Here is a 17633-nt window from a genome sequence, read left to right on the forward strand (position 1 = left end):
CCGTCCGGGTGCAGCCCGGAGCGCCCGACCGACCCGTCCGGGTGAGGCCCCGGGCGGTAGACTCGCGGCCGTGACCGGCGGACGCCTGCTTCTCCGGCCGTGCTGACCTGAGCAACCAGTCAGCACGGCGACCCCTCCTGTGTGAGGGGTCTTTTCATGTCCGCCGACGGATGACCCCGGGAGCACCGCGATGAGCCAGACGGCCAGCCAGCCCACGACCGAGCCGGCCGAGGAGGGCGTCCCCCCGCACCGCTACACCCCGGCCCTCGCCCAGCGGATCGAGCTGGAGTGGCAGGACCGGTGGGAGCGGGAGGGGACGTTCCACACACCCAACCCGGTGGGCCGCCTGTCCGAGGGCTTCGAGCGGGTCGAGGGCCGGCCCAAGACCTTCATCATGGACATGTTCCCGTACCCCTCGGGTGCGGGCCTGCACGTCGGCCACCCCCTGGGCTACCTGGGCACCGACGTCACCAGCCGGTTCCGCCGCATGGACGGCGACAACGTGCTGCACCCGATGGGCTACGACGCCTTCGGCCTGCCCGCCGAGCAGTACGCCGTGCAGACCGGGCAGCACCCGCGGATCACCACCGAGGCCAACATCGCGGCGATCCGGGCGCAGCTGCGCCGGCTGGGCGTCGACCACGACGAGCGCCGCACCTTCGCCACGATCGACCCGGGCTACTACCGGTGGACCCAGTGGATCTTCCTGAAGATCTTCGGCGCCTGGTTCGACGAGCAGGCCGGTCGCGCCCGCCCGGTCGAGGAGCTGGTCGCCGAGCTGGACGCCGGCACCCGCGAGCCCGCGCCGGGCACCAACCCCTCGGGGCGGCCGTGGGCCGAGCTGTCCGACGTCGACAAGCGCAAGGTCGTCGACGCCCACCGGCTGGCCTACCTGCACGAGGCGCCGGTCAACTGGTGCCCGGGCCTGGGCACGGTGCTCTCCAACGAGGAGGTCACCCCCGACGGCCGCTCCGAGCGCGGCAACTTCCCGGTGTTCCGGCGCCCGCTGACCCAGTGGATGATGCGGATCACCGCCTACGCCGAGCGGCTGCTGGCCGACCTGGACCGGCTGGACTGGTCGGACTCGGTCAAGCAGATGCAGCGCAACTGGATCGGCCGCTCGACCGGTGCCCGCATCCGCTTCGCCGCCGGTGACGAGACGATCGAGGTGTTCACCACCCGTCCCGACACCCTGTTCGGCGCCACCTACGTGGTGCTCGCGCCCGAGCACCCGCTGGTGGGGACGCTGACCGCCGACGCGTGGCCCGACGGCACCGACCCGCGGTGGACCGGCGGCGCGGCGACCCCGGCCGAGGCGGTGCGCGAGTACCAGCGGCAGGCGTCCCGGCGCTCGGAGCTGGACCGGCAGAACGAGAGCCGGGAGAAGACCGGCGTGTGGCTGGGCACCACCGCCGTCAACCCGGTCACCGGGGCGGAACTGCCCGTCTTCACCGCCGACTACGTGCTGACCGGCTACGGCACCGGCGCGATCATGGCCGTCCCGGGCGAGGACACCCGCGACTGGGAGTTCGCGCAGGCCTTCGGCCTGCCGATCGTGCGCACGGTGCAGCCGCCCGCCGACTTCGACGGCGGCGCGTACACCGGCAGCGGCCCGATGATCAACTCGTCGAACGAGCACGTCTCGCTGGACGGGCTGACCGACAAGGCCGCCGCCATCGCCCGGGTGAGCGAGTGGCTGGTGGCCGCCGGGCACGGCGAGGCGACCACCACGTACAAGCTGCGCGACTGGCTGTTCAGCCGGCAGCGCTACTGGGGCGAGCCGTTCCCGATCGTCTACGACGCCGACGGCCTGCCGCGCGCGGTGCCCGAGTCGCTGCTGCCGGTGCTGCTGCCCGACGTCGACGACTACTCGCCGAAGACCTTCGCCGACGACGACGCCGACTCCCAGCCCGAGCCGCCGCTGTCGCGGGTCACCGAGTGGACGACCGTCGAGCTCGACCTGGGCGACGGGCCGAAGCCCTACCGGCGCGAGACCAACACGATGCCCAACTGGGCGGGATCGTGCTGGTACTACCTGCGCTACCTGGACCCGGGTGACGACACGCAGATGGTCGACCCCGAGCTGGAGCGGTACTGGCTGGGCCCGCAGTCGCCGGGCGACGTCGGCGGCGTGGACCTCTACGTCGGCGGCATGGAGCACGCGGTCCTGCACCTGCTCTACGCCCGCTTCTGGCACAAGGTGCTGCACGACCTGGGCTACGTGTCCAGCGAGGAGCCGTTCCGTCGGCTGGTCAACCAGGGCTACATCTCCGCCTACGCCTACACCGACGAGCGCGGCTTCTACGTGCCCGCCGCCGAGGTGGTCGAGGAGGACGGGCAGTTCTTCTTCGAGGGCAGGCCGGTCAACCGCGAGTACGGGAAGATCGGCAAGTCCCTGAAGAACATGGTCACGCCCGACGAGATGATCGGCGCCTACGGGGCCGACACGTTCCGGGTGTACGAGATGTCGACCGGGCCGCTGGAGCAGTCGCGCCCGTGGGACACCAAGGCCGTCGTCGGCTCGCAGCGGCTGCTGCAGCGGATCTGGCGGGTCGTCGTCGACGAGGGGACCGGCGCGGTCCGGGCCGCCGACGGCGCCGCGCCGTCCGAGGACGTGCTGCGGGCGCTGCACAAGGCGATCGCCGGCGTGCGCGACGGCATGGCGACGCTGCGGTTCAACGTCGCCATCGCCCGGATCGCCGAGCTGACCAACGCGCTGACCGCGGCCTACGGCGCCGAGTCCCCGGTGCCGCGGGCGGTGGCCGAGCCGCTGGTGCTGCTGGTGGCGCCGCTGGCCCCGCACCTGGCCGAGGAGCTGTGGGCCCGCCTCGGGCACTCCGACTCGGTCGCCTGGGCGCCGTTCCCGGTCGCCGACGAGCGGTGGCTGGTCGAGGACACCGTGCAGGTCGCGGTCCAGGTCAACGGCAAGGTGCGGGCGCAGGTGACCGTGCCGGCCGACGCCGACGCCGCGGCGCTGGAGGAGGCGGCGCGGGCCGACGAGAAGGTCGCCGCGCAGCTGGACGGCCGGACCGTGCGGCGCGTGGTCGCCGTCCCCGGCCGGCTGGTCAACTTCGTCGTCGCCTGACCGAGGACCCCGTCCCCCTCACCGCTCGCGAGCTCGCGGCGAGCCTCCGGGCGGGGCCGGCCCCGCCCGGTACCCCGGTTCAGGCGGGGCGGACGCGGATGACCGCGTGCCGCTCGGTGCCCGGCCGGGTCAGCCGCTGCCACAGGCGCGCGCTGCCGTAGGAGACCCGCCACCGCCAGCCGTACCGGCGGGCGAGCGCGGCCCGCGCCTGCCGCCACTCGTGCGGCTGCAGCAGCTCGGCGGTGGCCTCGACGACCGGCCCCGTCACCCGGCCGCGGACGTCGCACGGCGCCACGGTGACCCGAGCGGTGTGCCGCAGCCGCTTGACCTTGCCGGAGTCGGCGCGGGTCCAGACGACGAGCGTGTCGCCGTCGGGTGCGGCCCACACCGGCGTGGGCACCGGCTCGCCGGTGCGGCGGAACGTGGTCAGGCTGACGTAGGTGCTGTCCGGCAGGCCGGCCATCAGGCGGCGGGGGCGAGGGTGAGCACCCGCCGCATCGCCGCCTCGACCGTGTCGACCACCTCGGCCACCGGGACGTCGCGGCCCAGCTCGGCGCTCAGCGAGGTGACCCCGGCGTCGGCGATGCCGCACGGGACGATCGCGCCGAACGCGCCGAGGTCGGGGTCGCAGTTGAGCGCGAACCCGTGCATGGTCACCCCGCGCGCGACCCGCACGCCGATCGCGGCGATCTTGCGCTCGGGCCGGAACCGGCTGCCGGGCCCGGGGGCGTCGGCGGCCACCCAGACGCCGCTGCGCCCGTCGACGCGCATCGTCGCGACGCCGACCGAGGCGCACACCTCCATGAGCGCGTCCTCGAGCCGGCGCACGTGGGCCACGACGTCGACCGGGTCGGGCAGGGCCACGATCGGGTAGCCGACCAGCTGGCCGGGCCCGTGCCAGGTGATCTTGCCGCCGCGGTCGACGTCGACCACCGGCGTGCCGTCGAGCGGGCGCTCGTGCGGCTCGGTGCGCCGGCCCGCGGTGTAGACCGACGGGTGCTCGAGCAGCAGCAGCGTGTCCGGCGCCTCCCCGGCGATCCGCGCGGCGTGGATCTCGCGCTGGCGCGCCCAGGCCTCCTCGTAGGGGACGGTGCCGGCCCGGACGACGCGCAGTTCGGTCACGGGACCCAGCCTATGCCCGCGATCACCGCAGCCGGCGGGGCTCGAGGCGGGTCTCCACGGCGGTGCCGTCGGGACCCCGTTCCACCCGGTGGGCCGCCTTGCCCGGCCGGTCGGCGACCGCCTCGACCAGTGCCGTCCCCCGGTAGACCAGGCCCACGCCGTCGTCGGTGGCGTGCCCGGCGGGCAGCGTGCCCTCGGCGACCAGCCGCCGGTACAGCGGGCGGCGTTGTTCCTCGGAGTCGTGGTGGACGCCGTTGGAGGTGGGGATCAGTCCCAGCCCGTTGGTGACCGGCCGCAGGTCGGGGCCGTAGGAGTCGGTGGTGCCGCCGACGTGCCAGCACAGCGACCCCGCCGACACCCCGCCGAGCACCACCCCGGCCCGCCAGCACTCGGCCAGGACCTCGTCGAGACCGTGCACCCGCCACACCGCCAGCAGGTTGGCCACGCTGCCGCCGCCGACCCAGATCACGTCCTGCGCCAGCAGGTGCGCGCGCACGTCGGGGACGGTGGGCATCGGGAACAGGCTCAGGTGGCTGAGCCGGACCGCGCTGCCGGCGAAGGCGCCGTACACGCCGGCCAGGCGCGCGGGGTCGTCGCCGGTGGCGGTGCCCAGGTAGCACAGGCGCGGCTGCGCGGGCGCCCCGGCGAGCTCGACGGCCAGGTCGAACACCGGGCCCGGCGCCCAGTCGTAGGGGCCCCGGCCGCGGGAGTCGAAGCCGATGCTCGTGGCCACGATCGTCGGGGCGGTGGCGGGCATCAGGCGGCCCCGGCCCCGGCCGCGGCCGCGGCTGCGGTCGCGGGCCGCAGCCGGCGCAGCACCGCGGCGGCGGTGCGGCGGCCGCTGGCCATGGCGCCCTGGATGGACGGGGTGTCCCGGTGGTCGCCGCAGACGTACAGGCCGCCGCCGAGGTCGACCGGGCGGCGCAGCCGCAGCGGGGGGAGCGCGGCCGGCTGTGCGCCGGTCACGGTCACCGATGTCAGGTGCCCGAGGTCCGCCGTCGCGACGTCGTGCAGCCGGGCCACCTCCTCGCGGACCTCGGCCTCCGGCGTCGGTGCCAGCGAGCTGCTGGCCACCAGGGCGCGGCCGTCGGGGGAGTAGGCCGGCTGGGCGTCGGTGAGCACCACGCTGTTGACCAGGCGGCCGCCGGGCGTCCCCAGGACGATGAGCGGCTCGGGCCACGGCGAGGCCGGCAGCACGTGGTAGTGGGTCGTCACCTGGCGGGGCGCGGCGGCCTCGACCGCCGGCACGAGGACGGCGGCGGTGTCGGGGTCGGTGGCCACCACGACGGCGTCGGCGCGCACCGGACCGGCGTCGCTGTCGACCGAGGTGCCCGAGACCGCGGTGACCCGGACCCCGTGGTGGACGCGCCCCTCGCCGACCCGGGCGGCCAGCTGCTCGCCGATCGCCTGGATGCCCTGCGCCGGCAGGCCGGTGCCGCCGCGGACGAAGCTGCGCCACAGCAGGTCCAGGTAGCGGCTGGAGGTCTCCAGCCGGTCCTCGAGCAGCACGCCGGCGAAGAACGGCCCGAAGAACCGCTCCAGGGCCGTGGTGCCGACGCCGGCCCGCCGGAGGTGCTCGGCCGCGGAGGTCTCCGGGGCCGCCAGCAGGCTCGGGACCGGCCGGTACCCGGCCCGCGCGGAGAACGCGGCGATCGCCGCCTTGTGCCTCAGGGACCCCACCGGCGACCGCAGCGTGTCGGCCACCGCGGACGGCCGGCGGCGCGGGTCGGCGACCCGGTGCGCGCGGTCGCCGACGCGGACGACCGCCCCGGGGGCGAAGAAGCCGAGGTCGAGGGCGGGCAGGTCGAGGTCGGCGGCGCGCGGGTAGCCGGTGTTGAACACCTGGAAGCCGCGGTCGACGACGAACCCGTCGACCCGCTCGGTGGCCAGCCGGCCGCCCGCGGAGGCGGAGGCCTCCAGGAGGTGCACGTCGATCCCGGCGGCGGCCAGGCGGGTGGCCGCCGACAGACCGGCCAGCCCGGCGCCCACGACGACGACCTCGGCACGGGCGGGCAGCGGCATGTCCCGAACCTAGGTGCAGTCGGCGCCGGGCACCCGTCCGGGACGGCGCCTGTGGACGCCGCCCGGGCCTGTGGACGGCGGGGGCGGGGCGGGGCCGGTGCGGCCTACGGTCCCCGCCGTGCCCACCACCCCCTCGCCCAGCGCCGGCCCCGACGACGCCCCGGCGCCGCCGGTCGTCCCCGGCTACCGGCTCGACCGGCTGCTCGGCCGCGGCGGGTCCGGCGAGGTCTGGCGCGCGAGGCCGCGTGACGGCGGCGCGCCGGTGGCGGTGAAGCTGCTCGTGGCCGGCGACGCCGGGCGGCAGGCGCGCGAGGCGGCGCTGCTGGGTGCTCTGGACCACCCGCACCTGGTCCGGCTGCACGAGGTGGTGCACCAGCCCCGGCGCGGCGGCCCGGCCCGGGTGGCGCTGGTCCTCGACCTGCTCGAGGGCGGCAGCCTGGCGGCGCTGCTGGCCCGCCGCGGCCGGCTGCGCCCCGGTGAGGTGGTCACCGCGCTGGCGCCGGTGGCGGCCGCGCTGGCCTGCGCGCACGAGCAGGGCGTCGTCCACGGCGACCTGTCCCCGGGGAACGTCGTCTTCACCGCCGAGGGACGCCCGGTGCTCACCGACCTCGGCGTGGCGCGGGTCCTCGGTGAGGACGCGGCCGGTGAGGTGACCCCGGCCTACGTCGACCCCGCCGTCGCCCGCGGGAGCGCACCCGGCCCGGCCTCGGACGTCTTCGGCGTCGCCGCGGCCGCCTTCCACGCGCTGACCGGTGTCCCGCCGTGGAACGCTGCGACCCCCGCCGACACCCTCGCCGTCGCCGCCGCCGGCGAGCTGCCCGACCTCGCCGAGCTGGCTCCCGGCACGCCGCGCGCGCTGCTCGAGGTGGTCGGCCGCGGCCTGTCGGCCGATCCGCACGCGCGGGGGTCGGCGGCGGCCTTCGCGCTCGACCTGCGGCACGCCTGCCGCCCGGAGCCGGTGCGGCTGCCGACGCCGGGGGTCCCCGATGCCGACCTGGCGCGGACCGGCCGCGGGCCGCGCACCGAGCTGACCCACCAGGTGCCCGGCCGGCGTCGCCGGCCCGCGCCCGCCGAGGTCCCCGCACCGTCGGCCCGGTCCTGGCGGCCGGGGGGACCGTTCGTGCGGCGGGCTGCCGCGGGCATCGCGGTCGCCGCCCTGGTGCTGGGCGCGGTGGCGCTCGGGCTGGCGCTGACCCGCTCCGGGCCCGGCGGACCGGTGGCGGCCGCTCCGGCTCCGGCGTCCGCGGGACCGGCGCCGGCGGCGGCGGCGGCCCCGTCGCCCGCGGCGACCGCGGCGTCGGCGCCGGTCCCGTCCTCCGCGCCGGCCGCGCCGCCGTCGGCGGAGCAGGTCGACTGGAGCGCCGTCCTCACCGACCTCTACGACCGCCGCGCGCGGGCGTTCGCCACCGGCTCACCGGCGCTGCTGGACGAGGTCTACACCGCGGACAGCCCGCTGCTCGCCGCCGACCGCGCCCGCCTGAGCTCCCTCACCGCCGCCGGCGAGGTGCTGCGCGGCTTCACACCCTCGGTTTCCGGCGTGACGGTCGGGGCCGCGACCACCGGGGAGGGGTCCGTGCAGGTGCGGCTGGTCGACAGCTGGCCGGAGTACGCGGTCGTGGCGGCCGCGTCCCCGGACGGCCCGGTGCTGCGCACGGAGGCGGGCCGCGGGGAGGCGCCGGTGACGATGGTGCTGGTCCCCGGGAGCGGCGGCTGGCGGATCGGGACCGCGGGGCGGCTGGCGTGAGCCCGGCGGAGGCGTCAGCCGCGGTCGAGCGCCTCGCGGAGGGCGGAGGGCAGGTCCCGGTGCCGGAACGGGTAGCCGGCCGCCAGCAGCCGCGCCGGCACGGCCCGCTGCCCGGCGAGGACGTTGGAGCGCCCGAACTCGCCGAGCGCCGACCGGATGGCGAAGCCGGGCACCGGCAGGACCGTCGGACGGTGCACGGCCCGGCCCAGCTCCCGGACGAACTCGTCGTTGCGCACGGGGTCGGGGCCGGTGAGGTTGACCGGCCCGGACACCTCTCCGGCGGTCAGCAGGAAGCGGATGGCGCCCACCTCGTCGTCCAGGCTCACCCACGGCCAGTACTGCCGCCCCGACCCCACCCGGCCGCCGAGGCCGAGCCGGAAGACCGTGCCGAGGATGCGCACCAGCATGGCGCCGCGGCCGATGACCAGGCCGGTCCGCAGCGTGACCACCCGGACGCCCGCCTCGGCTGCGGGAGCGGTGGCGGCCTCCCACTGCACGCACACGCGGGCGAGGAAGTCGTCCCCCGGCGGGGCGTCCTCCTCGACCACCCGGTCCCCGGTGTCGCCGTAGTAGCCGACCGCGGAGGCCGACAGCAGCACCCGCCTGCGCGAGGGGTCCTCGGCGGCCGCGGTGGCGAGGGCCTCGGCGATCGTGGTGGTGCTGTCCACCCGGCTGGCCAGCAGGTCCCGCCGGTACGCCTCGGTGAATGGGCGCGGCCGGATCGGCGTGCCGGCGAGGTTCACCACCGCGTCGACGTCGCGCAGCAGCGCCGGGTCGATCCGCCGGTGCTGGGGGTCCCAGCGGTGTTCGTCGGCGGTGCGGGGGGTGCGGCGGACCAGCCGGATGACCTCGTGCCCGTCGGCGCGCAGCTCCGGCACCAGCGTCGACCCGATGAGCCCGGAGGCCCCCGTGACGGCGATCTTCATGACCCTCCTCGTCCCCCCTGCCCGGTACGACGTCGGGCCCCGGCGCGTGCGCCGGGGCCCGACCGGGGGACGTCAGCTCAGGCCGAGCTCGCCCTCGAACTGTCCGGCCTCGAGCCGCTCCTTCACCGTGCCGAGGAACCGGGCGGCGTCGGCGCCGTCGACGATCCGGTGGTCGTAGGTGAGGGCCAGGTAGACCATCGAGCGCACCGCGATGACCTCGCCGAGGTCCGGGTCCTGCACGACGACCGGGCGCTTGACCACGGTGCCGGTGCCCAGGATCGCCACCTGCGGCTGGTTGATGATCGGCGTGTCGAACAGGGCGCCGCGGCTGCCGGTGTTGGTCAGCGTGAACGTGCCGCCGCCCAGCTCGTCCGGCGTCACCTTGTTCAGGCGGGTGCGCTCGGCGAGATCGGCGATCTTGCGGGCGAGCCCGCCGATGCTCAGGTCACCGGCGCCGTGGATGACCGGCACGAGCAGGCCGCGCTCGGTGTCGACGGCGACGCCCAGGTTCTCCTGGTCGTGGTAGGTGACCGTGCCGGCCTCCATGTCGACCGAGGAGTTCACGGCCGGGTGGGCCTTGAGCGCCTCGACCGCCGCCTTCGCGAAGAACGGCAGGAACGACAGCTTGACGCCCTCGCGGGCCTCGAAGTCCCGCTTGGCCCGGTCGCGCAGCTTGGCGATCCGGGTGACGTCGACCTCGACGACGGTGGTCAGCTGGGCGCTGACCGCCAGCGACTCGACCATCCGCCGGGCGATGACCCCGCGCAGGCGGGACATCTTCTCGGTGCGGCCGCGCAGCGCGGTGTCCGGCCGGGCAGCCGGCGACGGCGTGGTGGGCCGGCCGGCGGCGGCCGGGGCCGGAGCCGCCGCCGGAGCCGCCGCCGGAGCGGAGGCGGCCTCCGCGGCGGCCAGGGCGAGCTGCTTGCGGATGCGGCCGCCCACGCCGGTGCCGGTGATGCCGGCCAGGTCGACGCCGTGCTCGGCGGCCAGGCGGCGCACCAGGGGCGTCACGTAGGTGCCGCCACCGTCGGCCGGGGCCGCGCTCGCCGGAGCCGCGCCTGCCGAGGACGGGGCCTCGGCCCGCGCGGGCTGGGAGGGCTGGTTGCTCTGCTGCGCGCGGACGGTCTCGGCCTCGCCGGACCCGTAGTCGGCCCCGGCGGGGACCGACGGCGGCGCGGCCGGCGGCTGGGGCGCGGGCTGCTGCTCCTGACGCGGCGCCGGAGCGGGAGCCGGGGCCGGGGCGGGGGCGGGGGCCTCCTGCGGGGCGGGTGCCTGCGCGGCGGGGGCGGCAGCGGGGGCACCGCCACCGGCGGCGCCGGACCCGATCACCGCCAGCTGGGCGCCGACCTCGACGGTCTCGTCCTCGTTGACCGTGATCGACAGCAGCGTCCCCGACACCGGGGCCGGGATCTCGGTGTCGACCTTGTCGGTCGAGACCTCGAGCAGCGGCTCGTCCGCGGTGACCTCGTCGCCGACCGCCTTGAGCCAGCGGGTGACGGTGCCCTCGGTGACGCTCTCGCCGAGCGCCGGCATGGTCACCGGCGTCCCCTCGCCACCGCCCTGACCGCCGCCCTGGTCGGCGGGGGCGGGGGCCTCGGCGGCGGGGGCGGGCTGCGGCTCGTCGGCGGCGCCGGGACCGGCGTCCTCCACCTGCTCGACCGGGGTCTGCGGGGTGGTGGCGTCGTCGGCGGAGGCCGGACCGCCGGCACCCGCGCCGTCACCCTCGCCGCCGATCACGGCCAGCTCGGCGCCGACCTCGACGGTCTCGTCCTCGGACACGAGGATCTTGGTGAGGACACCCGCCGCGGGGGAGGGGATCTCGGTGTCGACCTTGTCGGTCGAGACCTCGAGCAGCGGCTCGTCGGCCTCGACCTGCTCACCCTCCTGCTTCAGCCATCGGGTGACCGTGCCCTCGGTGACGCTCTCGCCCAGGGCGGGCATGGTGACGGAGGTCGGCATCGGGGCGGGGCTCCTTCGTGGTGGCGCGGGTGGGGGAGACGGGGAGCGGAGCCGGCCGGCTCAGCTGTGGGCGTGCAGCGGCTTGCCGGCCAGGGCCAGGTGGGCCTCGCCGATCGCCTCGCTCTGCGTGGGGTGCGGGTGGATCAGGGAGGCGACCTCGTCGGGCAGGGCCTCCCAGTTGAAGATCAGCTGCGCCTCGGCGACGAGCTCGCCGACCCGGCTACCGACCATGTGCACGCCGACGACCGGGCCGTCCTTCTGACGGATCAGCTTGACCGCGCCCTGGGTCTTGAGGATCTGGCTGCGGCCGTTGCCGCCCAGGTCGTAGACGAGGGTCTCGACGTCGCCGTACTTGTCGCGGGCCTGGGTCTCGGTCAGGCCGACCGAGGCGACCTCGGGGTCGGAGTAGGTGACGCGCGGGACGCCGGCGTAGTCGATCGGCACGACCGGGAGGCCGGCCAGCCGCTCGGCGACGAGGATGCCCTCGCCGAACCCGACGTGGGCCAGCTGCAGGGTGGGGATGAGGTCACCGACGGCGGAGATGGTCGGGACGTTGGTCTGGCAGTACTCGTCGACCAGCACGTAGCCGCGGTCCATCGCGACGCCGGCCTCCTCGTAGCCCAGGCCCTGGCTGACCGGGCCGCGGCCGATGGCCACCAGCACGATCTCGGCCTCGAACTCCTTGCCGTTCTGCAGGCTGACCTTGACGCCGTTCTCGGTGGACTGCACCGAGGACACCATGTTGCCGAGCTCGAAGTTGATCTTCCGGCGGCGGAAGGCGCGCTCGAGGAGCTTGGAGGAGTTCTCGTCCTCCAGCGGCACCAGGTGCTTGAGGCCCTCGATGATCGTGACGTCGACGCCGAAGGACTTCCAGGCGCTGGCGAACTCGCAGCCGATGACACCGCCGCCCAGGATGATCGCGGAGGTCGGGACGCGGTCGAGCGCGAGGGCCTGCTCGCTGTCCAGGACGCGGACGCCGTCGAGCTCGACGCCCGGGATGGAGCGCGAGTAGGAGCCGGTGGCCAGCAGCACGTGGCGGCCCTCGTAGGTCTGGCCGTCGACCGCCACCGCGGTGGGGGAGACCAGCCGGCCCTCGCCCTCGACGTAGGTGATCTTGCGGCTCTTGATCAGGCCCTGCAGGCCCTTGTACAGCCGCGAGATGACGCCGTCCTTGTAGGAGTTGACGCCGTCCATGTCGATGCCGGCCAGCGAGGTCTTCACCCCGAACTGCTCGCCCTCGCGGGCCAGGTCGGCGACCTCACCGGCGTGCAGCAGGGCCTTGGTGGGGATGCACCCGCGGTGCAGGCAGGTGCCGCCGACCTTGTCCTTCTCGATCAGGACGACCGACATCCCCAGCTCCGCGGCCCGCAGTGCGGCGGCGTAGCCACCCGAGCCACCACCGAGGATGACCAGGTCGGCGGGGGTGGTGGGTGCGCTCACGACGTGCTCCTCGATGCTCTCGGCCTGCCCCACCGGAACGGGTGGGGGATGGTCCTCGACCATCCTGCCACTCCACGTGACGGCGCAGGCCGAGGGCGGTTGCGCGCCGCGTGCGGCCGGGGTCCCCGGCCGCACGGGCGGTCAGCGGGTCAGCAGGTCCTCGATGGTCGCCAGCAGGGTGCGGACCGGCACCCCGGTGCCGCCCTTGGGCGTGTAGCCCCAGGGCGCACCGGTGTTGAAGCTGGGGCCGGCGATGTCGACGTGCGCCCAGGGCAGCCCGGCCGGGACGAACTCGGCGAGGAAGTGCGCCCCGACGAGCATGCCGCCCATCCGGTCGGCGTTGGCGTTGACGAAGTCGGCGACCGGCGAGTCGATGCCGCGCCGCAGCTCCTCGGGCATCGGCATCGGCCACATCGGCTCGCCGCTGCGCCGGCTGGCCGCGACGACCGCGTCGCGCATGTCGTCGCTGCCCATGACGCCGGCGGTGCGCGCGCCGAGGGCGACCAGCTGGGCGCCGGTGAGGGTCGAGGTCTCGAGCAGGACGTCCGGGGAGTCCTCGGCCGCGCGGGCGATGGCGTCGGCCAGGATCACCCGGCCCTCGGCGTCGGTGTTGGTGATCTCGGCCTTCTTGCCGTTGCGGAAGGTGACCACGTCGGCGGGGCGGTACGCGGTGCCGCTGGGCAGGTTCTCCGCCATCGGGACGGTGGCGGTCACCTCGACCGGCAGGCCGAGCTGGGCGACCAGGCACACGGTGGCGATCACGGCCGCGGCGCCGGCCATGTCGCTCTTCATCTCGTCCATCTTCGCGGCGGGCTTGATCGACAGGCCGCCGCTGTCGAAGGTGATGCCCTTGCCGACGAGGGCGACCTTCTTCTGCGCCTTCTTGCCCGTGTAGGTCATCCGCAGCAGCCGCGGGCCGCGCGCGGAGCCGGCGCCGACGGCCAGGATGCCGCCGTAGCCGCCGGCGACGAGGTCGTCCTCGTCGAGCACCTCGACCTTCAGGCCGGCCGCCTTGCCGGCCGCGGCGCCGCGGGAGGCGAGCTCGGCCGGGTGGAGGTCGTTGGGCGGGGTGTTGACCAGGTCCCGCACCAGCGCGACCGCGTCGGCCACGGCGCGGACCCGCGCCAGCGGGGCCTTGGCCGCACCGGCGTCGGGGACGACGACCGTGAACTCGCGCGGCGGGGTGGGCCGGTCGGCGGGCAGGTCGGACTTGTAGGCGGTGAACTCGTACGCGCCCAGCAGGGCGCCCTCGCCGACGGCGTGCAGCCGCTCGGCGTCGGGGGTCCCGCCGACCGCGGCCAGTAGGGTCACGACCGAACCGCGGCCGGTCAGCGCCCGGCTGGCGGCGCCGGCGGCACGCCGGATCGCCTCGGGGGAGTACCCGCCGGTGGCCTCGGGGGCGCCGAGCCCGACGGCGGCGACGACCGGGAACGGCCCCTGCCCGAGGCTGGCCACCCGGGTGACCTCGTCCTGGGCGCCGCGCGCCCCGAGGTCGGCCAGGGCGGGCAGCAGCCGGCCGCCGAGCAGCCGGTCCACGGCCTCCGCGCCCGGCGTGGGCAGCGGGCCGGCGGACCCCTTCCCGATGCCGACGACGACGGCGTCGGCGGGCGTCTTCTCGAGCGGGCGGTCGGTGGCGGTGATCGTGGGCGGCACCGCTCGATCCTAGAAGGACCCCCGTGTGCCCCACGCCTCGCAGGCCCGGCGCGGGTCCGTGCACGGGGGCCGTTCCAGCAGGTCGCCGGATAGCGTGCGGGGGTGACCGCGCGGACCTCGCCCCTCCACGACCGCCACGTGGCGGCCGGCGCCAAGCTGGCCGACTTCGGCGGCTGGTCGATGCCGATCGAGTACGCCGGCGGCGGGGTGCTCGCCGAGCACGCCGCCGTGCGGGAGGCGGTGGGCCTGTTCGACGTCTCGCACCTGGGCACCGGCACCGTGCGCGGGCCCGGTGCCGCGGCCCTGGTCGACGCCTGCCTGACCAACGACCTCGGGCGGATCGGGCCGGGGCAGGCGCAGTACACGCTGTGCTGCGTCCCCGACGGCGAGGCCGACGCCGGCGGCGTGGTCGACGACCTCATCGTCTACCTGCACTCACCCGACGACGTGCTGCTCGTGCCCAACGCCGCCAACGCGCAGGAGGTCCTGGCGCGGCTCGCGGCCGCCGCGCCGGACGGCGTCACGGTGACCGACCGGCACGAGGAGGTCGCCGTCCTCGCCGTGCAGGGGCCGCGCTCCGCCGCCGTCCTCGAGGCCGCCGGACTGGCCGCCGGACTGGACTACATGGCGTTCGCGGGCGGGGAGGGGCAGGAGGTCACCGTCTGCCGCACCGGCTACACCGGCGAGCACGGCTACGAGCTGCTCGTCGCCGCCGAGCGGGCCGGCGCGCTGTGGGACCGGCTGCTCGAGGCCGGCGCCGCCGAGGGGATCCGCCCGTGCGGGCTGGGCGCGCGGGACACGCTGCGCACCGAGATGGGCTACCCGCTGCACGGGCACGAGCTGTCCCGCCGGATCACCCCCAACCAGGCGCGCAGCGGCTGGGCGGTCGGGTGGAGGAAGCCCGCGTTCTGGGGGCGGCAGGCGCTGCTGGCCGAGCGGGAGGCCGGCGCGACGCGGCTGCTGTGGGGCCTGCGCGCCACCGGCCGCGGGATCCCGCGTCCCGGCATGGACGTGCTCGACGAGGCCGGCCGCCGCGTCGGCGAGGTCACCAGCGGCACCTTCTCCCCGACGCTGCGCACCGGGATCGCGCTGGCCCTGCTCGACGCCGCGGCCGGCATCGCCCCGGACACCCCGCTCGCCGTCGACGTCCGGGGCCGCCCGCAGCCCGTCGTCGCCGTCCGGCCGCCGTTCGTGCCCTCCCACGTGCGCTGAGCGCAGGAGCCCGCCGGGGAGGGGCTCAGGCCTTCTGCTTCGACTCCTTCGTCGGCTCCGGCGGGTCGGGCAGCTCGTCGGCCATCGTGGCGTTGCGCTGGCCCATGGGGACCGGCGGGCCCTCGGTGGTGTCCTCGGCCGTCTGGTGCTCGGCCTCGGAGTTGATCTCCGCGCCGAGCAGGACCAGGTAGCAGGTCAGGTACAGCCACAGCATCAGCACGATGACGCCGGCGATGGCGCCGTAGGTCTTGTCGTACGAGCCGAAGTTGTTGACGTAGAAGCTGAAGCCCAGGCTGACCAGCGCCCAGATGACCGTGACGACGATCGCGCCGAGGCTCACCCACTTGAGCTGCGGCGCGTCGCGGTCGGGAGCGACCCGGTAGAGCACCGCCAGCGAGCCGGCGAACACCCCGAGCAGCAGGACCCACCGCAGGACCTGCGCCAGGACCGTGCCGACGACGCCGAGGGGGAGCGCGTCCATCACGACCGGCACCACCGCGACCAGCGCGAAGGTGACCAGCACGAACACGATGGCGCCGAGCGTGAGCCCGAGCGCCATCGCCTTGCGCTTGACGAAGCCGCGGGTCTCCACCTCGTCGTAGGCGATGTTCACCGCGGTGATGACGTTGCCCGTGCCGCCGGACGCCGACCACAGCGCCGCGAGCACCGAGACCACGAGCGACAGCGACAGCGCGCCGCCGCTGTTCTGCGTGATCGCGGTCAGCTGGTCGCCGATCAGCGCCGCCGCCTCGTCGGGCAGCTGGGCCGAGAGGCTCTCGACCTGCCGGGCGACGGTCTCCGGCGAGGCCACGAGCCCGTAGATGGAGATCGTCGCGATCAGCGCCGGGAAGATCGCGAGGAAGGCGAAGAACGCGACGCCGCCGGCGATGATCGGCATGTTGTCGGCGTTGTTCTCCGCCCACGCCCGCTTGACGATCTGCTTCCAGCCCCGGGCCGGGATCTCGGTGGGCTTGTCCGCGTGCATCCCGGGGAGCTCGGCCGGCGTTGGGCCGCCGGGTGGCACCCGGCCCGGATCGGCCGCCTCCTCACCCCGGGCGGCCCGCTGCGCCGCCTCCCGCGCGGCCGCCCGCCGGGCGGCCTTCTCCTCGACCCGCTCGCGGATGCGGTCGACCGCGCTGTCGCGCTGCCTGGTCCCGCCCATCTGCCGCCCCCTCCCGTCGGTCGCCGTCCGGCCGGGCGGCGTCAGTCGCCCGGCCAGCTGCCGGTGAGCTTGGTGAAGCCGCGCGCGCCGGCGCGGTCGATCGCCGCCTTGGTGGCGGCGAAGATTGCGCCCTGGATCGCCGCGGCGAGGACCACCTCGCGCATGCGGTACTCGCTCTGCAGCGCGTCGGGGGCGTCGTCCTCCCCGGAGATGCGCTTCCACACCTGCTTGAAGACCGCCCCGGAGACGACACCGGCGAGGATGCCCCCGACCAGGCCGACCGGGCGGTAGACGAGCTTCGCGCCCTTGCTGCTCACTTCCGCACCCTCCTCGCGGCCTTCCGGGTCCGCTGCCTCGTCCTCCGCGCGTTCCTCGCCACCGCCCGGCGGGCCTGGGCCGCCTCGCGGGCGGCCTCCTTGCGGGCCCGGTGGGCCTCGGCGCGGGCCTGTGCCACGGCGGTCGTCGACCCGGTGGCGGCGGCCGCGGCCCGGCGGTGCCGGCGCCGCCGCCGCCAGACGAGCAGCCCGACCAGGCCTGCGAGCGCGGCACCGGCGCCGATGACGGTGGGCGGGCTCTCGCGGTAGGTCTCGACGGCGGTGTCCTTGGCCCGGGCCGCCCCCTCCTTGGCCCGGGCGGGGACGTCGAGGCGGTGGCTGAGCTCGTCGACGGTGCGGCCGAGCTGCTCCCGGGTGGCCTCGATCTCGGCCTTGATGGCCTCGGGGTCGGTGGGGCCGTTCGCGGCGGCGTCGTCGGGCCGGGAGCCGCCGGTCGGGGTGCTCATCGGCGCGCACTCTCCTTCACCGTCGCGATGTCGGCCTTGGTGCTGGCGATCGCCTCGGTCGGCACCGGCGGCGTGCCCTTCTGCACGTCCTTCTTGCCGACCAGCGCCAGGACCCCGGCGACGGCGAACAGCACCACCGCCACGATCAGGGCGGCGAGCCAGGCGGGCAGGACGACGTCCAGGGCCAGGACGGCGGTGGCGACCAGCACGCACAGCCCGAGGAAGCCGAACAGCCCGGCGCCGCCGAACAGGCCGGCGCCGATGCCCAGGCGCTTGGCCTTCTGCGTCATCTCGGCCTGGGCGAGGCGCGCCTCGTCGCGGACCAGGCGGGAGACCTGCTCGGTCAGCTGGCTGATCAGCTGGCCGGTCGAGGCCTCGTCGGTCGACGGCGGCGGGGGTGTGGCGCGCGAGGCGCCCGCGGGGGGCACGGTCATCGGTCCTCCGGGGAACGGGGCGGTCGATGACCTCCCATGCCCGGGGAGATCGGCGGCGTAACCCCGCGGGTGGTCACACCCCGGACACGACGC

15 protein-coding genes are annotated in these 17633 nt (G+C 76.0%); 3 read left to right on the top strand and 12 right to left on the bottom strand.

Features of this window, described 5'->3' with window-relative positions:
* The first annotated feature begins 190 nt into the window (after nt 1-190).
* Entirely contained in the window at nt 191-3085 is a 2895-nt protein-coding gene (gene leuS, locus ACFO3M_RS13130; RefSeq protein WP_387989170.1) for a leucine--tRNA ligase, read from the top strand.
* Nucleotides 3086-3164: 79 nt separating this feature from the next.
* Here leuS and ACFO3M_RS13135 read toward each other — a convergent pair whose 3' ends face one another.
* Genes ACFO3M_RS13135 through ACFO3M_RS13150 form a run of 4 tightly spaced genes read right to left on the bottom strand, consistent with a single transcriptional unit; the run spans nt 3165 to nt 6229 of the window.
* Nucleotides 3165-3548 carry a PPOX class F420-dependent oxidoreductase gene (locus ACFO3M_RS13135; protein WP_387989172.1) on the bottom strand — a complete coding sequence of 128 codons (384 nt, stop codon included), beginning with the start codon at nt 3546-3548 and terminating at the stop codon, nt 3165-3167.
* Nucleotides 3548-4207, bottom strand: a complete 660-nt coding sequence (gene lipB / locus ACFO3M_RS13140; RefSeq protein ID WP_387989175.1) for a lipoyl(octanoyl) transferase LipB — start codon at nt 4205-4207, stop codon at nt 3548-3550. Before lipB ends, ACFO3M_RS13135 begins: the two co-directional genes overlap by 1 nt.
* A gap of 22 nt (nt 4208-4229) precedes the next feature.
* Complete coding sequence (locus ACFO3M_RS13145) at nt 4230-4964, bottom strand: Type 1 glutamine amidotransferase-like domain-containing protein (protein ID WP_387989177.1); 735 nt, start codon at nt 4962-4964, stop codon at nt 4230-4232.
* On the bottom strand, nt 4964-6229 hold the full coding sequence (locus ACFO3M_RS13150; RefSeq protein WP_387989180.1) for an NAD(P)/FAD-dependent oxidoreductase: 1266 nt from the start codon (nt 6227-6229) through the stop codon (nt 4964-4966). The genes ACFO3M_RS13145 and ACFO3M_RS13150 overlap by 1 nt, the downstream gene beginning before the upstream one ends.
* 118 nt (nt 6230-6347) lie before the next feature.
* On the opposite strand from ACFO3M_RS13150, the gene ACFO3M_RS13155 reads away from it, so the two are divergent.
* Complete coding sequence (locus tag ACFO3M_RS13155) at nt 6348-7973, top strand: serine/threonine-protein kinase (RefSeq protein WP_387989184.1); 1626 nt, start codon at nt 6348-6350, stop codon at nt 7971-7973.
* 14 nt (nt 7974-7987) lie between these two features.
* Here the strand turns inward: ACFO3M_RS13155 and ACFO3M_RS13160 are convergent, their stop codons facing one another.
* From ACFO3M_RS13160 to ACFO3M_RS13175, 4 genes are all read right to left on the bottom strand, one after another.
* Nucleotides 7988-8899, bottom strand: a complete 912-nt coding sequence (locus ACFO3M_RS13160) for a TIGR01777 family oxidoreductase (protein WP_387989187.1) — start codon at nt 8897-8899, stop codon at nt 7988-7990.
* Nucleotides 8900-8971: 72 nt separating this feature from the next.
* Nucleotides 8972-10858: a 2-oxoglutarate dehydrogenase, E2 component, dihydrolipoamide succinyltransferase gene (gene sucB / locus ACFO3M_RS13165; protein ID WP_387989190.1), complete on the bottom strand. Its 1887-nt coding sequence runs from the start codon at nt 10856-10858 to the stop codon at nt 8972-8974.
* Between the two features lie 60 nt (nt 10859-10918).
* Complete coding sequence (gene lpdA, locus ACFO3M_RS13170; RefSeq protein WP_387989193.1) at nt 10919-12298, bottom strand: dihydrolipoyl dehydrogenase; 1380 nt, start codon at nt 12296-12298, stop codon at nt 10919-10921.
* Between the two features lie 141 nt (nt 12299-12439).
* Nucleotides 12440-13951: a leucyl aminopeptidase gene (locus tag ACFO3M_RS13175; protein ID WP_387989196.1), complete on the bottom strand. Its 1512-nt coding sequence runs from the start codon at nt 13949-13951 to the stop codon at nt 12440-12442.
* 102 nt (nt 13952-14053) lie between these two features.
* Here ACFO3M_RS13175 and gcvT point away from each other — a divergent pair, with 102 nt between their 5' ends.
* The gene (gcvT, locus tag ACFO3M_RS13180; protein WP_387989199.1) at nt 14054-15163 is read left to right on the top strand and encodes a glycine cleavage system aminomethyltransferase GcvT; all 1110 of its coding nucleotides are present in this window, start codon (nt 14054-14056) and stop codon (nt 15161-15163) included.
* 25 nt (nt 15164-15188) lie between these two features.
* Here the strand turns inward: gcvT and ACFO3M_RS13185 are convergent, their stop codons facing one another.
* The 4 genes from ACFO3M_RS13185 to ACFO3M_RS13200 are packed head-to-tail and all read right to left on the bottom strand — an operon-like array spanning nt 15189 to nt 17540.
* Nucleotides 15189-16325, bottom strand: a complete 1137-nt coding sequence (locus ACFO3M_RS13185) for a YihY/virulence factor BrkB family protein (RefSeq protein ID WP_387989202.1) — start codon at nt 16323-16325, stop codon at nt 15189-15191.
* 41 nt (nt 16326-16366) lie between these two features.
* Nucleotides 16367-16642: a DUF4235 domain-containing protein gene (locus ACFO3M_RS13190; RefSeq protein ID WP_387989205.1), complete on the bottom strand. Its 276-nt coding sequence runs from the start codon at nt 16640-16642 to the stop codon at nt 16367-16369.
* Entirely contained in the window at nt 16639-17106 is a 468-nt protein-coding gene (locus ACFO3M_RS13195) for a DUF3618 domain-containing protein (protein WP_387989208.1), read from the bottom strand. Before ACFO3M_RS13195 ends, ACFO3M_RS13190 begins: the two co-directional genes overlap by 4 nt.
* Nucleotides 17103-17540 carry a phage holin family protein gene (locus ACFO3M_RS13200; protein ID WP_387989211.1) on the bottom strand — a complete coding sequence of 146 codons (438 nt, stop codon included), beginning with the start codon at nt 17538-17540 and terminating at the stop codon, nt 17103-17105. The genes ACFO3M_RS13195 and ACFO3M_RS13200 overlap by 4 nt, the downstream gene beginning before the upstream one ends.
* Nucleotides 17541-17633 lie beyond the last annotated feature (93 nt).

The sequence above is a fragment of the Geodermatophilus arenarius genome, from assembly GCF_042654585.1.
In the GTDB taxonomy this organism is placed as follows: Bacteria; Actinomycetota; Actinomycetes; order Mycobacteriales; family Geodermatophilaceae; genus Geodermatophilus; species Geodermatophilus arenarius.